A 22,573-nucleotide genomic window follows, 5' to 3' on the forward strand; every position below is an offset into this window, starting at 1 on the left:
CTCAGGCCGCGGGCGGCGCCAGCCAGGCATCGGCCAGGGTCGAATAGAAACGCAGCGGGCCTTCGCGCAGGCCCTGCAGGCGCTTGCTGTAGATGGCGTAGAAGTTGAGTTCCAGCAGGTTGATCGAGGGCACGTCCACCTGCGCCAGTTGCTGCATCTGGCCGATGAGTTCGCGCCGCTTGTTCACATCGGCCTCGTCGTGGATGCCCTGGATGATGCGGTCCATCTCTGTCGAGCTGTAGCGCGCGGCGTTGCTGGACACCGAGCCCTTGCGGATGTTCTGCGACCAGTAGCGCCGCTCCACGCCGATCTGCGGATCGGGGTAGGCCGAGTACCAGCCCTGGGCCGTGTCGAAGTCGTAGTCGGTGTACATCTTGCGGATCCAGGTCGGCAGGTCGAAGTTGACCAGCGTCAGCTCCACCCCGACCTTGCCCAGGGCCTGGCGGGTGTATTCGGCGGCGCGCTGGTAGACCGGGCCGTAGGGGCTCACCATGTGGTTGATGCGCAGGCGCACACCGTCCGCGCCGCGTTTGAGGCCCGCCTCGTCGAACAGCTTCTCGGCCTGGGCCGGGTCGAATGCGTACTGCGGCAGGCCGGGCTTGAAGAACTGCTTCTGGTAGCTGGGCACCGGGCCTTCGGCGGGTTTGGCCAGGCCATACCAGATGTTGTCGGCCAGGGCCTTGCGGTCCAGCGCATGGGCGAAGGCGCGGCGGATGCGCACGTCCTGGAACTGCGGGCGCTGCATGTTGAAGTCGATGAAGAACATCGGCGCGGGAGCTTCCCAGCCCTTGGTGTCCACCACCAGGGCGGGGTTCCTGCGCAGGCGCTCCACATCGGATTCGGGCACCGGGTTGGTCACCGCGTAGTGCAGCTCGCCGCTCTCCAGCGCGGCGGCGCGGGCGCCGGCATCGGGGATGAACTTGAAGACCACCCGGTCGAGCAGGGGCTTGCCGCTGTCCCAGTAGTTCGGGTTGCGCTCCAGCACCACATGGCTGCCGCGCACCCACTCCTTGAAGACGAAGGCGCCGGTGCCCACCGGCTTGGTGTTCCAGGGGTTGGCCATCACGTTGGTGCCGGCGTAGAGGTGCTTGGGCACGATCTGCGTCTCGGTGCCGAAGAGGGCCGACCACAGCACCACCGAGGGGCCGTCCAGGCGCAGCACCACGGTGTGCTCGTCGGGTGTCTCCACGGCGGTCACCCGGCCGAAGGTGGAGCTGCCGCGCGGGTGCACCTTCTTCACCACTTCCAGCAGCGAGTACTGCACGTCGGCCGAGGTGAAGGGATGGCCGTCGTGCCACTTCACGCCGCGGCGCAGCTTGAAGGTGATGGTCTTGCCGTCCTTGGATTCGCTCCAGGATTCGGCCAGCTGGGGCTGGGGCTTGAAGTCCTTGTCGTAGCGCACGAGCCCGTCGAAGATGCTGGCCGAGATGACCACCGCCGGCTGCGAGATGTTGATGCCGGCGACCAGGCCCGCCGGCTCCGGCAGCACGTTGGCGACCAGGGTGCCACCCTTGACCGGGCTGGAATCGGCCGCCCAGGAAGCGTGGGAGAGCAGGCTGGCGCCCAGGCCGATGGCGGCTCCGGCTTCGAGGAACTGGCGGCGCGAGCGGACCGGGAATTCGGCGGCGTGGGGGATCTGATGTGTCAAGACGGAACTCGGTGGCGGTGAAGGCAGGGACACCCGACGGTAAGAGCCGCGGCGGCATCGACCAAGGAAGAAAACCGCCTATGCATATGAGGGAAGGGCCGGCCCGGCTCAGGCCGCCGCCGGCGTAGGGGATGTAGTTGACGGCTCGCGCCTATGGTGCCGCTGGCGCCGGCGACGGTCTCCACCACCACCGCCTGCGCCCACTGGAGCGAGAGTATTCAAATAACCTTGGGTGAAATCGTGATGAGGGCCGTCGGCGCTAAATGATGCCCCGGACAAAAAACATCATTCCGGCCAGCATCGAAATCACCATGCCCCAATACTGAGTGCGCGGCAGCAGGGGAATTCGATAAATGCCCTGTGTCGAAATCAGCTTGAGCGCGGTGATCTGATACGTGTGCGACAGGGCGATGCTGAGAATCAGCGCGGCCCAGCAGCAAATGAAGCTGCCCTTGTGGTCCCCCTTGAGCGCAGCCTGCAGGGGCAGGCCGGACACGTCCTTCATATAAAACACGGGGAGAAACATGGCGGCGGTGGCCAGCTTGGCGCAAGCCTCCGCGCTCTTTGCCCAGCCGGCCATGGTGTTCGCATAGAAATTCTCGGTCATGGTTATTTCCTTTAAAAATAAAGCATCTCGGCAATAAATCCGATGGACTGCGCGAGGTAATCGCCTCTCAAAGTGAGCACCCGCGACTTTTCAAATGATGTAACAGGATGGATACTAATTCGGGGGCTTAACCAACAGCAATACCGGAGACGACATGATCGAAATTCGGCTTCCTGAGCAGGCGGGCATCGTGAACCTGGGCAATGGCATCGCGATCCATTCCCGCGGTCTGGCCGGCTCCGTGTATGTGGACGCCGGCGGGCCCGGCGCACGGGACCTGGCCGGCGGCCCGCTGGCGCTGCGGCTCACCCAGGCGGGGCTGCGTCCCGGACCCTTGCTGGCGACGGCTGCGCCGCCGGGAGCCGGAACGCCCTCCCTGAGCCGGCTGGCCAGCCGCTCGCTCCAGCCGGGCGCGGCCGATGCCCCCTCCGCCGCGACAGTGACGATAGACGTCGACGTGCCAGACGGCGAGGCCTGCGTGCTGCTGGTCGAGGATGGCGCCGGCTGCCTCCACTGGGTGGTGCCCGAGGAGCCCTTCGCGGCGCCCGAAGCCGCCGCGCGCTCCCTGGGCCGCACGGTCAGTTTCCCGGTGCCCGCCGATACCCTGGTGGCCGCCGAAGGCACGCGCGGTTTGCTCGGCCGCCTGGACAGCGCGGGCGCCAGGGTGCAGGCCTGGTTCTTCGCGGCCACCGACGCGGTGCTGGGGCCGGTCATCCACGGATTCGCCCGCAAGTGGGAGACGCAGAACCGCCCCTGCTTCACCCGCGGCTTCACGCCCTCCGACTACCGCATCGACGACCCGCATTTCGCCCGCCTCGACGACGCCGCCTGGCGGGCGCTGGCGGCCGGGCCGGCCCTGCTCTTCGTGCACGGCACCTTCAGCAGCAGCGGGGCCTTCCAGGGCCTGCAGCCGGCCGTCATGCAGTCGCTGGCCGCGGCCTACGGCGGGCGCATGTTCGCCTTCAACCATCCGACGATGACGGCCGACCCGCGCGAGAACGCCATCGCCTTCCTCAGCCAGATGCCGCAGGACCTGCGCCTGGAAGTCGACATCGTCTGCCACAGCCGCGGCGGGCTGGTGGCGCGGCAGATGGCGGCCCTGGGCAGCGCCGGCGGGCGCCTCAAGGTGCGCCGCATCGTCTTCGTCGGCGCCACCAACGCCGGCACGGCGCTGGCGAACGGCGATCACATGGTCGACATGGTCAGCCGCTTCACCACCCTGGCCAGGTTCATCCCGGAGGGCGTGACCCGGACGGTGGTCGATGCGCTGGTGCTGGCGGTCAAGGTGGCGGGCCACGGCCTGCTGGCGGACCTGGAAGGCCTGCGGGCCATGGATCCGAGCGGCAAATTCATGCGCGAGCTCAACGTGCCCGCCGCATCGCAGGTGGAGCTGTTCGCGATCGCGTCGAACTTCGAGCCCAAGGCCGGTACGCCCTTCATCAGCCTGCGGCGTGCCGAGGATCTCGCCGCGGACCAGGTCTTCGGCTCCGACCAGAACGACCTGGTGGTGCCGACGCAGGGCGTCTTCTCCAGAAACGGCGCGACGGGTTTTCCGATCGCCGAAACCCGCCTGCTGAACTACACGGCCGCCGACGGCGTGGTGCACACCGGCTATTTCGACGAGGCCCGCACCGGTGAGCGTCTGCTCGAATGGCTGGCCGGCGGATCGCGTGCGGCGGCGGCAGGCTCGGCCGCGTCCGGCGCGACGGCCGCGGAGGTGGCCCGCATGTTCGACGCCATGCGCGACCGGGCGGTGCAGCAGCTGACGACGACAACCAGCGGCGGCCGGGCGCTGGCGCGTGGCGGCAATGCCGAATTCACCCCGGCCGAGCTGGAGAAACTGCGGCCGCACGTGGTGAACCTGAGCGAAGGCGTGTTCAAGGCCAGCGGCATCTACTCGTCCACCCCGCAGGACGTGGACGCCATGGTGCAGGAGCACATCCCGCGCTTCGCCGAGAAGCTGCCGGCCGGGCAGAAGCTGCGCATCGTGGTGTGGGCCCATGGCGGACTGATCGGCGAACGCGACGGCCTGCGCATCGCCCAGAAACACATCGACTGGTGGCTTGCCAACGGCGTCTTCCCGATCTACGTGGTGTGGGAGACCGGCCTGTTCGATGCCCTGCGCAGCATCCTGGAGCAGGTGCGCCGCAAGCTCCCCGGCATGGGTGGCCGCGACCTGTTCGACTACACCAGCGACCCGCTGCTGGAGCTGGGCGCGCATGCGCTCGGCGGGGTGAGCATCTGGGGCGCGATGAAGCGCAATGCCGAGCTGGCCAGCGGCGCCGATGGCGGCGCCCGCCTGATAGCCCGGCGGCTGGCAGATCTGGCGGCGTCCGACGACTGGCGCCGCGGCCGCGAGGTCGAGTTCCACGCCGTCGGCCACAGCGCCGGCTCCATCTTCCATTCCTGGTTCCTGCCCGCCGCCGTCGACGAGAAGATGCCGGCCTTCAAGACCCTGCAGCTGCTGGCACCGGCCATCACGGTGGCCGAGTTCGACAGCCGGCTGGCGGGCCGGATCGGGCCGGACGGGGCCGCCGAGCGCGCCATCCTCTACACGATGAAACGCTCGTACGAGGAGGACGACAACTGCGCGGGCATCTACCGCAAGTCGCTGCTCTACCTCATCCACCACGCCCTGGAGCCGCAGGTGCGCACGCCCATCCTGGGGCTGGAGCTGTCGCTGCGGGCCGACCCGGCGGCCGCCTCCCTGTTCGGCCTGAACGGCGCGCCGAACGCGGCGGGCAGGGTGGTCTGGTCGGTGAGCGAAGGCGACGGCCGCAACTCCAGCCGGTCGCAAAGCCACGGCGACTTCGACGACGATTCCGCCACCATGAACAGCGTGGCCGCCAACCTGCTCGACGAGGCCAACGCCCGCTGCGCCTATGTGGACAGCCGCGCCGCGCCGGCACGGGGGCTGGACCTCTGGCCGGTATCGGACGACTGGCTGCGCGGGGTGGACACATCGGCGGCCGCGGCACCATCGGCACTGGCTCCGCTGGCGCCCTCCGAGCCGCCGGCGGCGCATGCGGCACCGGCCACGGTGCGCCCGCCCCCGTCTCCGCCGGCCCCCGCGGGCGGCGGCGCCCGGCGGGCCCTGTGCATCGGCATCGACGCCTATCCGGCACCCAACACCCTGTCGGGCTGCGTCGACGACACCCGCACCTGGCAGCGCACCCTCACCGCCCTGGGCTTCGAGGTCGCATCGCTGTGCGACAAGGATGCGTCGCACCAGGCCATCGTCGAGACCCTGGGCGTACTGGTCCGCGATGCCAGGGCCGGCGACACCCTGGTGGTGCACTACTCCGGCCACGGCACCCAGGTGGACGATTTCGACGGGGACGAGGACGACGGCCTCGACGAAGCGCTGGTCCCCATCGATTTCCAGGCCGGCGCCTTCCTCGTCGACGACGACCTGCGCGACATCTTCCGGCAGCTGCCGCCGGGCGTGGACCTGACCTGCTTCATCGACTGCTGCCACTCCGGCACCATCACCCGCATGCTCGGCCGCAGCACCGGCGGCCCGCGGTCCGCGCCGGACACGCGTGCCCGGCTGCTCAAGCACACCGACGACTGGCAGGACTGGATGCGGGCCCACGAACGTTTCCGGCAACGCCAGGCCTCCCGCACACTCTCGCTGCGCGGCTCCCGCGCACTCGAAAACAACGCCATCGGCTGGGTCAATTTCTCCGCCTGCGCATCGCACGAGCTGGCCTACGAATCCGGCGGCAGCGGCGACTTCACCCGCCACACCACCGCGCTGCTGACCCGCGGCGCGCTGCAGCTGAGCAACCGGGCCTTCCAGGACGCGGTGATCCAGTCCTTCGGTGCGCAGCGCCGCCAGACCCCGCAGCTCGACTGTCCCGATGCGCAGCGCGACGTGCGGCTGCTGAAGTTCCTGCGCTGAAGGCCACGGCGATGACCCGCGCCAGCACACCGCAGGCCTCGGCGGCCAGCGCCCAGACACGCATCGACCAGACGCAGGACCGCCCGGAACACAAGCGCCGCGGCCGGGCGGTGCGCGGCCAGGACTTCGCCATCGGCCCGCGCGTGCTGCAGGGCAGCCGCCAGCGCGCCTACGAACGCGGGCAGGACGATCCCGTGTACCGGCCGCTGCGCATCTATGCGCTGGATCCTTCGGCCTCGGTCTCGGATGGCGCGCAGGCCATCGTCAACGTGCCGTACGAGCCGCTCAAGCTCACACCCTCCGGCCTGCGCGGAGCCATCCTGGAGGTGGTGGACGCGCCGGCGGCCGACCCCGTGCACCTCGACGACCCCTTCGTGCTGATGCGCCAGGGCCATATGCCGAGCCCGGAGGACGCAGGCTTTCGCCAGCAGATGACCTACGCGGTCGGCAGCACCACCTATGCGGCCTTCCGCCAGGCCCTGGGGCGCGAGGTGGCCTGGGGTTTCCGGCGCGATGACGGCGAGACCGGAAGCCGGCTGCGCCTGCGGCCCTGCGTGGAGCATCTGCAGAACGCCTTCTACGACCCCGGCCGTGGCGAGATCTGCTTCGGCGCCTTCGAGGCCGGCGCCTCCGTCTGCGGGCGCAACGTGCCGGGCGGCATGGTGTCGCTCAGCCTGGCCCACGATGTGGTGGTGCACGAGATGTCGCATGCGCTGCTGGACGGCCTGCGCTCGCATTTCCTGCACCCGTCCAACCTCGACGTGCTGGCCTTCCACGAAGGTTTCGCCGACCTGATCGCGGTGTTCCAGCGCTTCACCTACCGCGACGTGGTCAGCCGGGCGGTGCGGGCTTCGCGCGGCGAGATTTCGGCGTCCGAACTCATCACCGACATCGCGGTGCAGTTCGCGCAGGCGCTCGATGCCACCGGCGCGCTGCGCAGCGCCGCGCCGAAGGAAGAGCGCCGCTACGAGGACACGATAGAGCCGCACTTCCGCGGCGAGATCCTGGTGGCGGCCGTCTTCGATGCCTTCAACCGGGTGTACCAGCGCAAGACGGCCGCGCTGTTCAGGCTGGCCAGCGACGGCACCGGCCTGCTGCCGCCGGGCGAGATTTCCGAGCTGCTGGCCAACCAGCTGGCCGAGCGGGCCAGCGTGCTCGCATCGCAGTTCCTGTCGATCTGCATCCGGGCCATCGACTTCTGCCCGCCGGTGGACATCACCTTCGGCGAGTTCCTGCGCGCGGTCATCACGGCGGACATGGACCTGGTGCCCTCGGACGACTGGGGCTATCGCGAAGCCTGGATAGACGCCTTCGCAAAACGGCGCATCTACCCGGCGGGCGTCAAGAGCCTTTCGGAAAGCTCGCTGATCTGGCGGGCGCCCGCCAGCGCGCTGCCGCCCGAGCCTGAACTGAGTTTTTCGAGCCTGCGTTTCGATGGCGATCCGGGACGTGTCGCCAGCCCGGAGGAAATGCTGCGCCAGGCCACCGCCTTCGGCCAGCTGGCCGCCGACAAGGCCTATCTGCGCGAGTTCGGCCTGTGTCCGCCCGGCGACGCCGCGCTCGGCGAGGACACGGTCGACCTGCCGGTGGTGGAATCGGTCCGCGCGTCCCGGCGGGTCGGGCCCAGCGGCCAGGTGGTGTTCGACCTGATCGCCGAGATCACCCAGCGGCGTGTGGTGAAGAAGTCCGGCAAGGGACCCGGCTTCGACTTCTTCGGTGGCGCGACCGTGGTGCTCGACCCGCGGGGCCGTGTGCGCTATGCGGTCGGCAAGTCGGTGCTGGACGAGACGCGGCTGGAGGCCCAGCGCCGCTTCATCCAGAACGAGGGACAGGCCTTCTTCGGCATCGCGCCGCACGACAGCCTGTGGCCCGCGGAAAAACTGCTGCTGCGGCTGCACCAGGTGACCCGGCCGCAGCTGCGCGCGAGTGTCGGCACCCGCGCGATGGTGCGCGGCCTGGAATCGACCGAGGCCGGCCGGTCCGCCGTGCGCTACCTGGCACGCCGCGGGCAGACGCAGCCCTGGGTTTCGCTGCTGAAGCATTGCCTGAACCTGGACCGGAACCTGGCCTTGATGCCGGCGCTGGACGACTCGTCCGACTACGACATGGCGGTCGAACAGGCGGTGAGCCGCCTGCAGATGGCCAGCAAGGCATCGGTGGACGGCATCGCCGGGCCTGCGACATGGGGCATCGTGGGAACCCGGCTGCGCGGGCAGAAGGACACGGCCCTGCCGGACGCGGCCGCGGATACGCCGCGCTGGATCGGGGGATTGCTGAAGAACGATCCGGTCACCACCAGGCTCGGCGGTCTGGACATCGAAGCGGTCATCGACATGACGGAGTTCAGCTTTGGGCCGCTCGGCTCCGCCCAGCGCACCGGCCTCGCCTATCTGCTGGACCGCCTGCGGTCGGACCGGGACATCACGGACCTGCGTTGGGCCGCCTACATGCTGGCCACGGTCAAGCACGAGTGCGGCAATACCTGGCGGCCGATCGAGGAATACGGCAAGGGCGCCGGCAAGGCGTACGGGCAAGCCGTGACCGTGAGGGACGGTTCCGGGAATCCCCTGCGCAATGTCTATTTCGGCAGGGGCTACGTGCAGCTGACGTGGCAGCAGAACTATGCCGCCATCGGCATGGCGCTGGGGCTCGGGCGGGAACTGGAGATCCATCCCGAGAAGGTCCTGGATCCGGGCATCGCCTACGACGTCATGTCCTATGGAATGCGGCACGGGACGTTCACCGGCAAGAGACTGCAGTCGTATTTTTCCGCCTCTCTCGCGGATTACCTGAATGCGCGCCGGATCATCAACGGCACCGATTGCGCCGAGTCGATCGCCGGATACGCCAACCGGTTCCAGACCATGCTTCAGGCCTGCGCCTAGGACATCGGGAATCGCCGTTCGCGCCCTCGGCCTACTGCGGCGCCAGGGGCCGTGCTGAAGAATCGCGGGTCCTCCTTCGGAACCCCCATGCAGCACCACGACCACCATCCCGAGACCGGAACGCGCCCATGAGCCGGCCGGTCGTCAAGCAGGGCGCCGAGCGCCCGATCGCGATCTACGGCGCCATCGCCGCCAACGTGGCCATCGCCGTCACCAAGTTCATCGTGGCAGGCCTCACCGGCAGTTCGGCCATGCTCTCCGAAGGCATCCATTCGGCGGTGGACACCTTCAACGGCCTCTTGCTGCTGCTGGGCCTGCGCCTGAGCAAGCGGCCGGCCAGCCAGGAACATCCCTTCGGCCATGGCAAGGAGCTGTACTTCTGGAGCCTGATCGTGGCGGTGCTGATCTTCGGGCTGGGCGGCGGTGCCTCGGTCTACGAGGGCATACAGCATGTGCGCCATCCGGTGGCGTTGAGCGATCCGACCTGGAACTACCTGGTGCTGGCCGCCGCGGCCCTGTTCGAGGGCACCAGCTTCGTGATCGCGCTGCGCGAGTTCCTGTCCGAGAAACGCAGCGGCGTGCCCTTCTGGCGGGCGATCCGCAGCAGCAAGGATCCGTCCAACTACACGGTGATCGCCGAGGACGGCGCGGCCCTGGCGGGGCTGGCGCTGGCGGCCTGCGGCGTGTACTTCAGCCACAAGCTGCAGCGGCCCGAGCTGGACGGCGTGGCCTCCATCCTGATCGGCCTGCTGCTGGCGGCGGTGGCGGTGCTGCTGGTGCGCGAATCGCGCGGCCTGCTCATCGGCGAGGGCCTGCGGCCGGAGACCGCCGAGCGCATCCGCGCCATGGCCATGGGCCATCCGGGCGTGCGGCAGGCCGGCAAGGTGCTGTCGATGTACCTGGGGCCGGACGAGGTGCTGGTGACGCTGGACATCTCCTTCGACCCCGGCGCGCTGGCCAGCGACGCGGGCCTGACCATCGCCGCGCTGGAAGCCGAGGTGCGCCGGCAGTTCCCGGTGATACGGCGCCTGTTCATCGCGGGCGTGGACTGAAGCACGGCGCGAATCCCGAGCCTGCGATGAAACGCCGGCCGGCGCCATGGTGGAACGGGGTGGTGCGGCACCTGGCTTGCCTCCTGCAGCACAGGAAGCCGGTTGCGCAGAACGGCTCTACCGCATCCGGCGGGTCGAGTGCCCGTGCGCCGCGCCGGCGGCGCCGTCCGGCACGGCAAGCCGCGCCAGCGCCCCGACGCCGGCCGCATCGCCCAGCCCCCAGCAGGCGTCCAGCAGCTCGCGCGTGCGGCCGGCGCCCAGCACCGGGTCGGCCATGCCGGCGAACTTGGCCTCCAGCTGGGCATCGCTCAGCGGCCGCTGCAGCGAGCCGATGGCGTGCTCCACGAACACCTGCACCCGGCTGCCGTCGGCCAGCACGGCGGTGACGTCCGCCGAGGCCTCGTCGATGGCGTCATCCACCGTGGCCACCACCTTGCGGCGCAGCGCGACCATGTCGGCGCGGTTGACGATGTCGTCGGCGTATTCGTCCTCGGTGGCCTGGCCGAAGATCAGCCCGGCGGCGCAGCCGTGGTAGACGCTGAACTTGCCCTGCAGGCCATCGGCCGGCTCCTTCTTGCCGGTGAGTTCCAGCACCAGCGAATGCACACGCAGCTCGATGCGCTCGACCTGCTCCGGCCGCACGCCCCGGTCGCGCAGCTGCACGCAGGCGTCGATGCTGGGGTGGATGACGATGCCGCAGGCGAAGGGCTTGTAGCTGTTGAAGGAGATCTCGAAGCGCTGGCCCAGCTCGTCGGTGATTTCGTTCCAGGCGGTCTTGGTGCTGAGCACCTGGGCGAAGCCGCGCGGCGCCTCCAGCGCACGCGGGCTGGCGGTGAAGCCCTGCTGCGCCAGCAGGGCCGACATCAGCCCCGCCCGCGCCGCGCCGCCGGGGTGGAAGGGCTTGGTCATGGTGCCGAACTGCTCGCGCAGGCCCACCGGCTGCGAGGCGGCGATGCCCAGCGCCATCTGGGTCCTGTCGGCGTCGAGGCCGAGCAGGCGGGCGCAGCCGGCCGCCGCGCCCAGCACGCCGGTGGTGCCGGTGATGTGCCAGCCGCGGTCGTAATGCTCGGGGTAGACGGTGTTGCCGACGCGGCAGGCCACGTCGATGCCCAGCACCAGGGCGTCGATCAGCTGGCGTCCGCTGGCGCCGGTGTGCTCGGCCAGCGCCAGCAGCGCCGAGGCGACCGGGCCGGCGGGATGGATGATGGTCTTGAGATGGGTGTCGTCGAAGTCGAAGGTGTGCGAGGTGATGCCGTTGACCAGCGCGGCGCTGGCGATGTCCACCTTCTCGCGCCGGCCGGCGACGGTGGCCTGCGGGGCGGGCTGCAGCACGGCGATGGCGGCCAGGGCGGCGTCGGCTGCCTCGTGGTGGGCGGCGCCCACCGCGCAGCCCAGCCAGTTCAGGAAGGTGCGGTGGGCCTCGTGGTCGACCGCGTCGCTCCAGCCCCGCGAGGGATGCTGGGCGACGAACTCGGCCAGGATGCGGGTGATGGGCGGGGCGTTGTGGTCGGCCTGGACCTGGGTGTTGCGTGCCATGGGTGTGCGGTGGGTTGCGTCGGTTGGGGGATGAGGACAGGGGAGGGCGCGGCGCTCAGTCCAGCGAGATGTTCTGCGCCTTGGCCAGGGCGGTCCAGCGCTCCACGTCCTTCTGCAGGTAGCGGCCGAATTCCGCCGGGGACATGGGCATGGGTTCGAGCGCCTCGCCCGAGAGCTTCTCGCTCAGGTCGGGCGCCTTGAGCACGCGGTTGAGGGTGTCGTTGAGCCGGGCCACGATCTCGGCCGGCATGCCGGCGGGGCCGACGACGCCGTACCACTGCACCGCGTCGAAGTTCTTCAGGCCCAGCTCGTCGAGGGTGGGCACGTCCTTGATCTGCGGCGCCCGCGTGTTGCCGGTGACGGCGAGCGCGCGCACCCGGCCGCTGCGGATGTGCGGCAGCGCCGCCGCCAGGCCGGGAAACACCGCCTGCGTCTGGCCGCCCATGGCGTCGGTCAGCGCCGGGGCCACGCCCCGGTAGGGCACGTGGACCATGGGCGTGCCCAGCTGCATGGCCATGAGCTCCATGGTCAGGTGGGTGAGCGAGCCGGCGCCGGCCGAGCCGTAGCTGACCTGGCCCTGGTGGGCCTTGAGGTAGGCCACGAAGTCCTTGAAGTCCTTCACCGGCAGCTTGGGATCGACCACCAGCACATTGGGCGTGGCGCCGATCATGCCGACCGGGGTGAAGTCGCGCACCGGGTCGTAGGGCAGCTTGCGGGTGGCCGGGCTGGTGCCGTGGGTGGCGACGTAGCCCTGCATCAGGGTGTAGCCGTCGGGCGCGGCCTTGGCGGTGTTCTGGCAGGCGATCACGCCGCCGCCGCCGCCCTGGTTCTCCACCACGAAGGACTGGCCGATGGCCTTGCCCCAGCGCTCGGTGACGGTGCGGCCCACCAGGTCGCTGCCGCCGCCGGCCGCCACCGGCACGATGTAGCGGATGAGCCGGTCCGGATAGCCCTGGGCCCGTGCCGGGGCCCACCAGGCCCCTGGCGCCAGCATGGCTGCCGCCTGCAGTAGCGTGCGTCGCTGCATGATGCTTGTCTCCTTCGGGTGATGGGGGCCGCGCCGTGCGGCCCCCGAAATCCGTTTCCCGCGCGCCCGTCCGGCGGGCGCGCGGCTCATTCGACCTTGACGTTGGCGCTGCGGACCAGCTTGCTCCAGAACTGCCCGTCCTCGACCAGGAAGCTCTCGAACGCCTGGGGCGACGCCGAGACCGACACCTCGGTGCCGTCGCGCGCCAGCGAGGCGCGCACCGCCGGCTGCTGCATGGCGGCGACGGTGGCCTCGTAGACCTTGTGCACGATGGGCGCGGGCGTTCCGGCCGGCAGGAACATGCCGTACCAGAACTCCAGGTTGTAGTCCGGCAGGCCGGCCTCGCGCATGCCGGGCAGGTTGGGCACCAGGGGCGAGCGTTCCCGGGTGCTCACCGCCAGCGCCCGGAGCTTGCCGCCGTTGGCCATGGGCAGCACCGAAGGCGAGGTGCCGAAGGTGAGCTGGGTGTCGCCCGCCATCACCGACTGGATGGCCAGGCTGCCGCCCTTGTAGGGGATGTGGGTCATCTCGACGCCGGTCACCATGCTGAACAGCGCCGCGCCCAGGTGCGGCGCCGAGCCATTGCCCGAGGTGGAGTAGTTGAGCCGGCCCGGCTCCTTGCGGGCGGCGGCCACCAGGTCCTGCACGCTCTGGATGCCGGTGGCCGGGTTGACCGCCAGCACCAGCGGCGAGGTGGTGATCCTGGTGACGGGCAGCAGGTCCGAAGGCTTGTAGCTCAGGCGCGCGTTCAGCGCCGGGTTGACCGAGATGCTGCTGGGGCTGGCGATCAGCAGGGTGTAGCCGTCGGGCGCCGCCTTGGCGACGATGTCGGCGGCGATGCTGGAGCCGTTGCCGGGCTTGTTGTCGACCACCACCGGCTGGCCCAGGGCCTTGCCGAAGGCCTCGCCCATGGCGCGCGCCACATAGTCCGCCGCGCCGCCCGGCGCGAAGCCGATGACGAGCCGGATCGGCTTGGCCGGATAGCCGCCGCCCGGCTGGGCAAAAGCGGCGGACGCCAGGGCGCAGAGGCCGGCGGCGAGGAGGAGCGGGCGACGTTTCATGGCTTTGTCTCTTCTTTTTGCGGTATCGGGGTGCCGGCCCTCAGGCCGCGGCCGGCCAGCGCAGCACGATCTTTCCGGCATGCAGGCCGGCTTCCATGCGCGCCTTGGCCTCGGGCAGCGCGCCGAAGTCGAGCACCTCGTCGATCTGCGGCCGGATGCGGCCCTCGGCCAGCCAGGGCAGCACCTCGGCGACGAAACGCGGCACGGCGGCGGCCTTCTGCGCCTTGCTGCGCAGCTTGTTGGAGACGCCGAACAGCGTCAGCCGGCGGGCGTGCAGCAGTTCCAGGTCGAGGTCGGCATGCAGCACGCCGTCCACATAACCCACCGTGGCCAGCCGGGCCTGGAAGGCGGTGCAGCGCAGGTTCTCGGCGAAGACGCTGCCGCCCACGGCGTTGATGACCAGGTCGGCGCCGTGGCCCTGGGTGGCCTCCATCACGGCGGGTGCGAAATCCGCGGCGCGGGTGCACAGGCCCAGGTCCAGGCCCTGGGCCTTGAGCAGCCCGAGCTTGGCCTGCGAGCCCGAAGTGCCGATGACCCGCGCGCCCAGCGCCTTGGCCAGCTGCAGCGAAGCCACGCCCACGCCGGAGGACACGCCGTTGACCAGCACCCATTCGCCCGCCTGCAGGCGGCCCTGCAGCACCAGCATGTCGAAGGCCACCAGCCAGGTCAGCGGCACGCTGGCGGCTTCCTCCCAGCTCAGCGCGGGCGGCACGGCCATGGCCTCGGCCGCGTCGAGCAGCGCGAACTCGGCGAAGGCGCCCGAGCAGCGGCCCATGACCCGGTCGCCGAGCGCCAGGCCCTGCACGCCTTCGCCCAGGCCCGCCACCTCGCCGGCGCATTCGCCGCCGATCGCCTTCCAGCTGCCCTCGGCGCCGTGCAGGCCGTGGCCGGCGACGAACTCGCCGCGGTTCAGCGAGGCGGCATGCACCCGCACCAGCACCTGCGAGGGGCCGGGCCGGGGCTGCGGCACGTCGCGCAGCTCCAGCGTGCTGTCCTGCCCCTTCATCTGCATCCAGTAGGACTTCACCTGTCGTCTCCTTTTTGTGTGGTGCCGCGCGGGCCGCCGGCCGCGCCGCCTAGCGGCCGGTGAAGACCGGCTTGCGTTTTTCCATGAAGGCCTTGCGCCCCTCGGTGTAGTCGGCGCTGGCGAAGCAGCCGCGGATGAGCGAGCCGCACAGATCCATGTCCAGCTCCGTCGAGGGCTTGAGGATCTCGCGGGTGATGGCCTTGGCCGCCTGGATGGTCAGGGGGCGTTGTCGGCCATGGCCTGGGTGTATTCGGCCAGCAGCGCGTCCAGCGCCTCCGGCGCGCAGCTGCGGGTGACCAGGCCCAGGGCGCGCGCCTCCTCGCCGTCGATGCGGCGGGCGGTGAAGAACAGGTCCTTGGCGGCGCCCGGGCCGATCAGGTCGACCAGGTTCTTCATCGCCGAATAGCGGTAGCCCAGGCCCAGGCGCGCCGCCGGGATCGACAGCACCGCGTTGCTGGCGGCCAGGCGGATGTCGCAGCTGATGGCCACGTTCACCCCGCCGCCGATGCAGTAACCCTTGATCAGCGCCAGCGTGGGCTTGGCGAAGTCGTGGATGCTCATCAGCGACTCCTCGGCCATCGCCTCGTAGCGTTTGACGGCCTCCTGGGCGGCGCGCATGTCCTCGAACTGCGAGATGTCCGCGCCGGAGACGAAGGCCTTGTCGCCCTCGCCGGAGAAGACCACCAGGCGCACCCGGTCGTCGTCCGCGGCCTGGCGCAGCAGCGGCGGCACGGCCTCCCACATGTCGACCGACAGCGCGTTGTGCCGCGCCGGGTTGTTGAAGCGGATGTGCAGGGTACTGCCATCGAGCCAGCTGCGCACGCGTTCGGTGCTCGACTGGTAGGGGGCAGAGGAGAGGGCGGTGGTCTGGTTCATCAATAGACTCCCTGGGCTTTCATTTGCGCCAGCGCTTCCTGCGCCAGGCCGAGTTCGCGCAGCACCTCCTCGGTGTGCTCCCCGCGCCGGGGCGCGGAGCGCGCGATGGTGCTGGGCGTGCGTTCGAGCTGCACCGGCTGGCCCACCATGCGCTGTGCGCCCAGGCGCGCGGACACCACGTCCTTGACCATCCCCAGGTGCCGCACCTGGGGCTCTTCCAGCATCTCGCGCACATCGCTGATCAGGCCGCAGGCCACGCCGCCGTCGTTGAACTCGCGGATCCAGTGGGCGCGGTCCTGCAGGGCCAGGCGCTTCTCGATCTCGGAATTGAGCGTGTCGCGGTGGACCGACCGCGAGGGCTTGTCGCGGTAGCGCTCGTCGGTGATCCATTCGGGCGCGCCGAGGATGTTGCAGAAGCGCTCCCAGATCTTGGAGCCAAACACGGCGATGTTGAGGTAGCCGTCGCGCGCCTTGTAGACGCCGGTGGGGATGCTGGTGGGATGGAAGTTGCCGGCCTGGCTGGCCACCTCGCCGTCGAGCAGGTAGCGCGAGGTCTGGAAATCCATCATGTAGACCATGGCCTCCAGCAGCGAGGTATGCACGAACTGGCCGCGCCCGGACTGCTCGCGCTCCAGCAGCGCCACCAGGATGCCCTGGGCCGCGAAGATGCCGGCGCACAGGTCGGCGATGGGGATGCCCACCCGCACCGGCCCCTGGCCCGGCAGGCCGGTGACCGACATCAGCCCGCCCATGCCCTGGGCGATCTGGTCGAAGCCCGGCCGCTGCGCCAGCGGGCCGGTCTGGCCGAAGCCCGAGATGCTGGCGTAGACCAGGCCGGGGTGGTCCGCCGCCAGGCTTTCGTAGTCGATGCCGAGGCGGAACTTCACGTCCGGCCGGAAGTTCTCCACCACCACGTCGGCCGTGGCTATCAGCTGCTTGAGCGTGGCGATGCCCTGCGCCTCCTTGAGGTTCAGGGTGATCGAGCGCTTGTTGCGGTGGGTGTACTGGTAGTCCGAGCCGTCCTGGCCGCCGAGGGTGTCGTCGCCCCGCATGTGCTCGGGCATCTGCACCTGGATCACGTCGGCGCCCCAGTCGGCGAGCTGGCGGCAGCAGGTGGGGCCGGCGCGCACCTGGGTGAGGTCGATCACCCGAAAGCGTTGAAGGGCGGAGGAAGCTGGTTGGTGTGACACGCCGATGGCCCGGAGGGTGTGAAAACGATGGGGTCCATTGTTTTCAGCCTACGCCAATGTGTCAACACTTCAATCGTTATTGACGACACATTATCGGGAAAGTCCCGATCTTCAGGGGCCGTCCTTGAGCGTCGCCAGCAGCCGCTGCCGGCCTTCGAGCACATGGCGTTCGGCCACCGCCCGCGCCTTGGCAGGCGAGCCTTCGGCGATGGCCTCGTAGAGCTGGCGGTGCTGCTGGTTGGACATGCGCATGTTGCCGGGCTCGTTGAAATAGCGGCGGCGGAACATGTGCAGTTCCTTGACGAAATCGCCGTAGAGCTGTGCGGCCCGGTCGTTGCCCGACAGCTTGACGACCATCGCGTGGAACTGCAGGTTGATTTCGTAGTAGAGCGAGTTCTGCTCCAGCCGGGTAGCCTCGTTCATGGCCAGCAGCAGGGCTTCGAGCTCGCGTTTGTGGGCTTCGGTGGCGCGCTCGGCCGCGCGCTCGGCGGCATAACCGAAGACGGCCGCGCGCAGTTCGTAGACCTCCAGCATCTCGCGCACCGACATCTGCCGCACGAAGGCGCCGCGGTTGGGCACCGGTGTCACCAGGCCCCAGCCGGCCAGCACCCGCACGGCCTCGCGCACCGGGCCGCGGCTGGTGCCCATGCGGGTGGCCAGCTCGGCTTCGTTCAGGCGCTCGCCGGGGGCGAAGGCGCCTTCGTAGATCAGTTGCTTGAGCTGTTCGGCGATCTTCGGCGCGAGGTGGTGGTCCACGCTGCGCTTGGTGGTGCTGGTGGGGCGGGAGGGCAGGGCGGAGGGCTGTTCGTCGGGCATGGCCGCATGCTAGCAAGTGCCCCGCGGCACCGAAGCGGCCGCCCATGCGGGAAAACCGTGATTCGCACCGGTTATCGCCCCTCTGTTCCTGACATCTTCTGCCGCCCGCGGTCCGTGCCTACAGTGCCCCCGCAGGAGCGCCGCCACGGCGTTCCGCGGCCCCGGCACAGACGGGCCGGGCTTTCCATTCAAAAGAGACAAACATGAAAAAGCGATTCCAAGCCCACGCGGTGGCGGCCATGGCCGCCGGCGTTTCCAGCGCCATCCTGCTGGCGGCCTGCGGCGGCGGCGGCAACAGCGCGGTGGCCCCCGATGCCGGCGGCACGACCGGCAGTCCGTCCGGATCGGGCACGGTCGTGGTGCCGGGACCGGGCGTCTACGACAGCCAGCTCGCCTTCGACAAGACCCGCTACACCACCATCACCATCACCCTCGACGGCGTGAGCACGCCGGTGCGCTGGTACCGGGAGCTGTGTTATGTCGGCAACCCGATGCGCCTGGCGCCCACCCAGTCGGCCGGCGCGGTGGACAACCAGGCCTGCGGCTACCAGAACCTCAACATCTTCGTGCGCGAGGCGGATGCCGCCCGGCAGGACAACGCCATCCTGCTCAACGTCAACAATGCCGGCTGGCTGGCCAGCTACCAGGGCGGCAAGGGCGGCTGGAACGGGACCACGCCCATCACCAACAGCAACTACGCCGGTGCCGACATCGTCGATGGCGGCAGCTATGTCAGCACCAGCGACACCAACAAGGCCGGCGCGGCCCTCGCCCGCGGTTTCGTCTACATCAACATGGCCTCGCGCAGCCGCGGCGCGGTGGCGCCCGCGGGCGTCTACCAGGACGGCATCTACCAGGGCAAGGCGCCGGCGGCCATCGTCGATGCCAAGGCCGCCGTGCGCTACCTGCGCCTGAACGACAGCCTCATGCCGGGCAGCGCCAGCCGCATCGTGGTCAACGGCACCAGCGGCGGCGGCGCGCAGAGCACCCAGCTGGGCGCCAGCGGGGACAGCGCCGACTATTTCCCCTACCTGAAGGCGGCCGGCGCGGCGGGCATCGACGCCAACGCCCGGAGTTCCATCAGCGACAGCGTCTATGCCATCGTCGCCTACTGCCCCATCCAGGACCTGGGCAGCGCCGACCTGGCCTACGAGTGGATGTTCAACGTGCTCGACACCCGCGCCCTGGTCTCGGCCGACCAGAAGGCGGGCCTGATCGTGGACGCCAACGGCAACGAACTGGTGCGCGCCTCGAACCCCGACCCGGCCGGCAGTGCCGCGCTGATGGCCAAGTTCGTCGCCTACCAGGCGGGCCTGGGCCTGAAGAACGACGACGGCACGGCGCTTTCCACCGACAACATGCTGGCCGCCCTGCAGGCCGAGATCAAGAAGGCGGCCAGCGCCTACGTCAAGGCCGGCAAGACCTTCGTGGCCTACAACAGCTTCGGCAGCGCGCCGGCCAACGGCGTGGCCGGAGGCAGCGGAACGCTCTACTACAAGAACGACTTCATCGCGGTCGATGCCAGCGGCACGGTGACGAACTTCAACATGTCCAACTACCTGAAGTTCGTCGCCAAGCAGGCCCGCCTGAAGGCGGTGCCAGCCTTCGACCAGCTCGGCCAGAGCCCCGCGCTGGCGGCGACGGCGACCGCCGACCTCACCCATGCCGGCGCCGCCGTCAACGCCAACTACAGCGGCGGCGAATCCAACCTCTTCGGCAGCGCGGCGCAGGTGTATTCGAACTTCACCGAATACGCCTGGAACAACAACAACGGCGGCGACGCGGTCAACGCGGTGCAGGCCGACGTGGGCCTGGCCAACACCGGCTACACCTGGGCCGCCAATCCGCAGCAGGCCTTTCTGCTCAACCAGTACCGCATGGTCAATGCGCTGCCCTATGTGGGCAAGACCGACGGCATCACGCCGCACTGGCGCATCCGGGTGGGTGCGCGCGACCGGGACACCTCCTTCACCGTGGCCTACAACCTGAGCCGCGCACTGAAGGCGGACGGCAAGGTCAAGGATGTCGACTACGCGCTCTTCTGGGACCAGGGCCATGCCGGCAACTACGACGTGCAGGACGCCTTCGCCTGGATCGACCAGCGGCTGGCCGCGGGGAACTGAGTTCCGGTCCGCGTCGGCGGACCTTCCAAGGCCCGCCGTCGCAGGGCCGGTCAGTGACCGGCCGTCCTGGAAAACACATTCACCACGATCACCCCCGCCACGATCAGGCCAAGCCCCAGCATGGCCGGGAGGTCTAGCGCCTGTTTGTGCACGATCCAGCCCATCAGCGAGATGAGGACCACGCCGACCCCCGACCAGATGGCGTAGGCCACTCCGGTCGGCACGGTCTTCAGGGTAAGCGACAGGCAATAGAACGCGATCAGGTAGCCCAGCACGACAAGCACGCTCGGCCCCAGGCGGGTGAAGCCGTCGGCCGCCTTCAGTGCGGTGGTGGCGATGACCTCGGCGACGATGGCGATCGCCAGCGGAACATGAGGACTCGTCATGGCCGCTTCTCCAGGAGGCCGAGGATGTGGCCGACCGCCGCCTCGGCCAGCGTTTCGTCCGGGCGGGGGCCGAGCACGCAGCCGAACCAGAGCCCGTCTGCGAACAGGCGGCAGGCCAGGTGTGTCGCGGGCTCCAGCCGGTCCGCGAGGAACATCTGGTCAAGGAAGCCGGCCCATTCCTGCTGGTACTGGGGGTTGCCGATGGCCAGCAGGGTGAGTGCCTTGCCGGCCTCGACGGCAGCAGGGTCGCTTACATGGGCCGTGCGTACATAGGCCTGGATATGGCGTGCCGGCCCTTCCGGCGTGCGACCCAGTTCCTGGCGGTACTGCAGGACGAACTGCTCGAACATGGCCGAGAACAGGCCGTCGAGCATGGCCTGCTTGGTGCGGAAATGGTGCTGGAGGCCGCCCTTGGAGATGTCGAGGCGGGCCAGCACCTTCTCCTGGGTCAGCGCCGCGAGCCCGTCCTGCAGCAGAACCGCCTGGGTGGCGGCCAGGATGCGGGAGCGCAGGAGGTCCGGTTCCTTGGGTCGATTTCTGGACATAACGATCAATCTGGATGGATTGTTATCCTAACACCCGCGGTTTCGTTCAAGGAGCAAGGGCGCAAGCCCCACCTGTGGGCGGCCTCGGCGCCGCCTCGCAAAGCCACCAGAACACCAGGGCGAACAGGCTCACACCCGCGCCGAGCCCGCAGACCGCCAGCCATCCTGCCCAAGCGTAGACCGAGGTCGAGGCCAGCGCGCCCGCGCCGCTGCCCACGGCATAGAACAGCATGTAGCAGGCGATCAGCCGGCCATGCGACTCGGGCGGTCCGCCCAGGATGAGCGACTGGTTGGTCACGTGCAGGGCCTGGCAGCCCAGGTCCAGCAGGACCACGCCCAGCATCAGGCTCCACAACGACAGCGGCATTCCGGCCAGGGGAAGCCATGCGAATGCCATCAGCAGCAGGGCGCAGATGCTGGTGCGGCGGTGCCATCCCCGGTCGGTCCAGCGCCCCGCTTTTCCGGCGCCCAACGCACCCAGTGCGCCCAGGAGTCCGAATGCGCCGATGGCAGCATGCGAGAGGGAGTGGGGCGGTCCGGCCAAGGACAGCGCCAGCGGACTCCAGAAGATGTTGAAGACCGCGAAGAGCAGGGCGCCCAGCAGGCCGCGACGCCGCAACACCGGATCCGTGCGCAGCAATGCCACGGTGGAACGCAGCAGCTGCAGGTAGGGCAGACTCGACGGACTGCCCGCAAGCCGGGGCAGCTCCCGCCAGACCACCAAGCCGACGCCCGCCACCAGGACGGCAGATGCCAGGTACACGCCGCGCCATCCGAGTCCATCGGCCAACGCGCCGGCCCACACCCGCGCAAGCAGCAAGCCGACCACCACGCCGCTCTGGGTCATGCCGACCACACGCCCGCGTTCATGGGGGCCGGCCGCGTTGGCGGCATAGGCGATGAGGCCTTGTGTCATCGCCGTTCCCAGGGCGCCGACCGCGGCCATCGCCGCCAGCAGCACCAGATAGTGGCGGGCCAATGCCACGGCCAGCAGCGCGAGCACCAGGCCAGGCGCAAGCAGCAGCATCAGGCGGCGCCGGTCGCAGCGGTCACCCAGCGGCACGATCAGCAGCAGCGCAAGGACGGAACCCGCTTGAGTGGCGGTCACCACCGAGCCGATGGCGCCGGGCGGCACCCGGAAAGCGGATGCCAGGCTGTCGAGCAGCGGCTGCGCGAGATACACATTGGCCACGCAAACGCCCGCCGTCACGGCGAAGCACAGGAGCTGTCGTGTGGACAGGGTTCGTGACGGTGAAGGTGTGGGTGGCACGGCGCAATCTGGTTTTGTTTTGAAACCAGATGGAGTATGCCTACGAAGTTTTAAAATGCAACCAGATTGGCGAGATCACATACCGGAGCAAACATGGCCGAACGCAAGCGCATGAACGACGCGGGTTGCCCCGTCGCACGGGCGGTGGACATCGTCGGCGACCGCTGGTCGCTGCTCATCCTGCGCGATGCCTTCGACGGCATCGCCCGGTTCGGCGATTTCCAGACGAGCCTTGGCGTGGCCAGGAACATCCTGGCCGGCAGGCTGAAGATGCTGGTCGCCGAGGGCGTGCTGGCCGCCGAGCCGGCATCGGCCGGCTCGGCCTATCTGCGCTATGTGCTGACGCCGCGGGGCCGTGGGCTGTTCCCGCTGGTCGTGGCCTTGCGCCAATGGGGTGAGGATCAGCTCTTCAGTCCCGGGGAGCCGCATTCGCGGCTGGTCGAGAAGTCGACGGGGCTGCCCGTGGCGCGGCTGGTTGTCAGCAACCGGCAGGGAGATCGGGTGGAGGCGGATGCGCTCGAAGTGGTCGACAAACCTGGGCAGCGCTGAGCGGCGGTCGAGGTCTGCTTGTACGCCGAAGGCAGTCACGGGTCCTACTATACATAATATACATCGTATGA

The 22,573-nt window shown here is 69.4% G+C and carries 17 protein-coding genes; 5 read left to right on the forward strand and 12 right to left on the reverse strand.

The window, feature by feature from the left end; genetic code table 11:
- Position 1: 1 nt before the first annotated feature.
- Positions 2–1,648 carry an ABC transporter substrate-binding protein gene (locus GT347_RS27015; protein WP_229722565.1) on the reverse strand — a complete coding sequence of 549 codons (1,647 nt, stop codon included), beginning with the start codon at positions 1,646–1,648 and terminating at the stop codon, positions 2–4.
- 259 nt (positions 1,649–1,907) lie between these two features.
- Positions 1,908–2,255 (reverse strand): hypothetical protein, encoded by a 348-nt coding sequence (locus tag GT347_RS27020; RefSeq protein ID WP_160555126.1) that lies wholly within the window; start codon positions 2,253–2,255, stop codon positions 1,908–1,910.
- 154 nt (positions 2,256–2,409) lie between these two features.
- On the opposite strand from GT347_RS27020, the gene GT347_RS27025 reads away from it, so the two are divergent.
- The 3 genes from GT347_RS27025 (at position 2,410) to GT347_RS27035 (ending at position 10,096) form a co-directional block, all read left to right on the forward strand.
- On the forward strand, positions 2,410–6,159 hold the full coding sequence (locus GT347_RS27025; RefSeq protein WP_160555127.1) for a DUF7379 domain-containing protein: 3,750 nt from the start codon (positions 2,410–2,412) through the stop codon (positions 6,157–6,159).
- 11 nt (positions 6,160–6,170) lie between these two features.
- Positions 6,171–9,044, forward strand: a complete 2,874-nt coding sequence (locus GT347_RS27030; protein ID WP_160555128.1) for a hypothetical protein — start codon at positions 6,171–6,173, stop codon at positions 9,042–9,044.
- Between the two features lie 128 nt (positions 9,045–9,172).
- On the forward strand, positions 9,173–10,096 hold the full coding sequence (locus tag GT347_RS27035; protein ID WP_160555129.1) for a cation diffusion facilitator family transporter: 924 nt from the start codon (positions 9,173–9,175) through the stop codon (positions 10,094–10,096).
- Between the two features lie 117 nt (positions 10,097–10,213).
- Here the strand turns inward: GT347_RS27035 and GT347_RS27040 are convergent, their stop codons facing one another.
- From GT347_RS27040 to GT347_RS27070, 7 genes are all read right to left on the reverse strand, one after another.
- A complete protein-coding gene (locus GT347_RS27040) occupies positions 10,214–11,632 on the reverse strand; it encodes an MmgE/PrpD family protein (RefSeq protein ID WP_160555130.1) in 1,419 nt (472 codons plus the stop codon).
- 55 nt (positions 11,633–11,687) lie between these two features.
- Positions 11,688–12,659, reverse strand: a complete 972-nt coding sequence (locus GT347_RS27045; protein WP_160555131.1) for a Bug family tripartite tricarboxylate transporter substrate binding protein — start codon at positions 12,657–12,659, stop codon at positions 11,688–11,690.
- 86 nt (positions 12,660–12,745) lie between these two features.
- Positions 12,746–13,720: a tripartite tricarboxylate transporter substrate binding protein gene (locus tag GT347_RS27050; protein ID WP_160555132.1), complete on the reverse strand. Its 975-nt coding sequence runs from the start codon at positions 13,718–13,720 to the stop codon at positions 12,746–12,748.
- Positions 13,721–13,760: 40 nt separating this feature from the next.
- Positions 13,761–14,747 carry a zinc-binding dehydrogenase gene (locus GT347_RS27055; RefSeq protein ID WP_160555133.1) on the reverse strand — a complete coding sequence of 329 codons (987 nt, stop codon included), beginning with the start codon at positions 14,745–14,747 and terminating at the stop codon, positions 13,761–13,763.
- 216 nt (positions 14,748–14,963) lie between these two features.
- On the reverse strand, positions 14,964–15,623 hold the full coding sequence (locus GT347_RS27060; RefSeq protein WP_326830372.1) for an enoyl-CoA hydratase: 660 nt from the start codon (positions 15,621–15,623) through the stop codon (positions 14,964–14,966).
- Positions 15,623–16,813 carry a CaiB/BaiF CoA transferase family protein gene (locus tag GT347_RS27065; protein ID WP_160555134.1) on the reverse strand — a complete coding sequence of 397 codons (1,191 nt, stop codon included), beginning with the start codon at positions 16,811–16,813 and terminating at the stop codon, positions 15,623–15,625. Before GT347_RS27065 ends, GT347_RS27060 begins: the two co-directional genes overlap by 1 nt.
- 111 nt (positions 16,814–16,924) lie before the next feature.
- A complete protein-coding gene (locus tag GT347_RS27070; RefSeq protein ID WP_160555135.1) occupies positions 16,925–17,629 on the reverse strand; it encodes a GntR family transcriptional regulator in 705 nt (234 codons plus the stop codon).
- Positions 17,630–17,832: 203 nt separating this feature from the next.
- Here GT347_RS27070 and GT347_RS27075 point away from each other — a divergent pair, with 203 nt between their 5' ends.
- The gene (locus GT347_RS27075) at positions 17,833–19,752 is read left to right on the forward strand and encodes a subtype B tannase (RefSeq protein WP_160555136.1); all 1,920 of its coding nucleotides are present in this window, start codon (positions 17,833–17,835) and stop codon (positions 19,750–19,752) included.
- Between the two features lie 50 nt (positions 19,753–19,802).
- On the opposite strand, the gene GT347_RS27080 is transcribed toward GT347_RS27075, so the two are convergent.
- From GT347_RS27080 to GT347_RS27090, 3 genes are read right to left on the reverse strand one after another with little or no spacing between them, the layout of a single operon-like run.
- The gene (locus GT347_RS27080; RefSeq protein WP_160555137.1) at positions 19,803–20,138 is read right to left on the reverse strand and encodes an SMR family transporter; all 336 of its coding nucleotides are present in this window, start codon (positions 20,136–20,138) and stop codon (positions 19,803–19,805) included.
- Entirely contained in the window at positions 20,135–20,683 is a 549-nt protein-coding gene (locus GT347_RS27085) for a TetR/AcrR family transcriptional regulator (protein WP_160555138.1), read from the reverse strand. The genes GT347_RS27080 and GT347_RS27085 overlap by 4 nt, the downstream gene beginning before the upstream one ends.
- Positions 20,684–20,729: 46 nt before the next feature.
- The gene (locus GT347_RS27090; RefSeq protein ID WP_326830373.1) at positions 20,730–21,893 is read right to left on the reverse strand and encodes an MFS transporter; all 1,164 of its coding nucleotides are present in this window, start codon (positions 21,891–21,893) and stop codon (positions 20,730–20,732) included.
- Between the two features lie 153 nt (positions 21,894–22,046).
- Here GT347_RS27090 and GT347_RS27095 point away from each other — a divergent pair, with 153 nt between their 5' ends.
- A complete protein-coding gene (locus GT347_RS27095; protein WP_160555139.1) occupies positions 22,047–22,502 on the forward strand; it encodes a winged helix-turn-helix transcriptional regulator in 456 nt (151 codons plus the stop codon).
- The last annotated feature ends 71 nt before the right edge of the window (positions 22,503–22,573 follow it).

It is taken from the genome of Xylophilus rhododendri (assembly GCF_009906855.1).
Taxonomy (GTDB): domain Bacteria; phylum Pseudomonadota; class Gammaproteobacteria; order Burkholderiales; family Burkholderiaceae_C; genus Xylophilus; species Xylophilus rhododendri.

Coding starts and splice junctions, on each gene's coding strand:
- GT347_RS27080 (WP_160555137.1), bottom strand. CDS start 20,138: ATGACGAGTCCTCATGTTCCGCTGGCGATCGCCATCGTCGCCGAGGTC.
- GT347_RS27045 (WP_160555131.1), bottom strand. CDS start 12,659: ATGCAGCGACGCACGCTACTGCAGGCGGCAGCCATGCTGGCGCCAGGG.
- GT347_RS27085 (WP_160555138.1), bottom strand. CDS start 20,683: ATGTCCAGAAATCGACCCAAGGAACCGGACCTCCTGCGCTCCCGCATC.
- GT347_RS27060 (WP_326830372.1), bottom strand. CDS start 15,623: ATGAACCAGACCACCGCCCTCTCCTCTGCCCCCTACCAGTCGAGCACC.
- GT347_RS27095 (WP_160555139.1), top strand. CDS start 22,047: ATGGCCGAACGCAAGCGCATGAACGACGCGGGTTGCCCCGTCGCACGG.
- GT347_RS27070 (WP_160555135.1), bottom strand. CDS start 17,629: ATGCCCGACGAACAGCCCTCCGCCCTGCCCTCCCGCCCCACCAGCACC.
- GT347_RS27020 (WP_160555126.1), bottom strand. CDS start 2,255: ATGACCGAGAATTTCTATGCGAACACCATGGCCGGCTGGGCAAAGAGC.
- GT347_RS27025 (WP_160555127.1), top strand. CDS start 2,410: ATGATCGAAATTCGGCTTCCTGAGCAGGCGGGCATCGTGAACCTGGGC.
- GT347_RS27030 (WP_160555128.1), top strand. CDS start 6,171: ATGACCCGCGCCAGCACACCGCAGGCCTCGGCGGCCAGCGCCCAGACA.
- GT347_RS27040 (WP_160555130.1), bottom strand. CDS start 11,632: ATGGCACGCAACACCCAGGTCCAGGCCGACCACAACGCCCCGCCCATC.
- GT347_RS27035 (WP_160555129.1), top strand. CDS start 9,173: ATGAGCCGGCCGGTCGTCAAGCAGGGCGCCGAGCGCCCGATCGCGATC.
- GT347_RS27050 (WP_160555132.1), bottom strand. CDS start 13,720: ATGAAACGTCGCCCGCTCCTCCTCGCCGCCGGCCTCTGCGCCCTGGCG.
- GT347_RS27075 (WP_160555136.1), top strand. CDS start 17,833: ATGAAAAAGCGATTCCAAGCCCACGCGGTGGCGGCCATGGCCGCCGGC.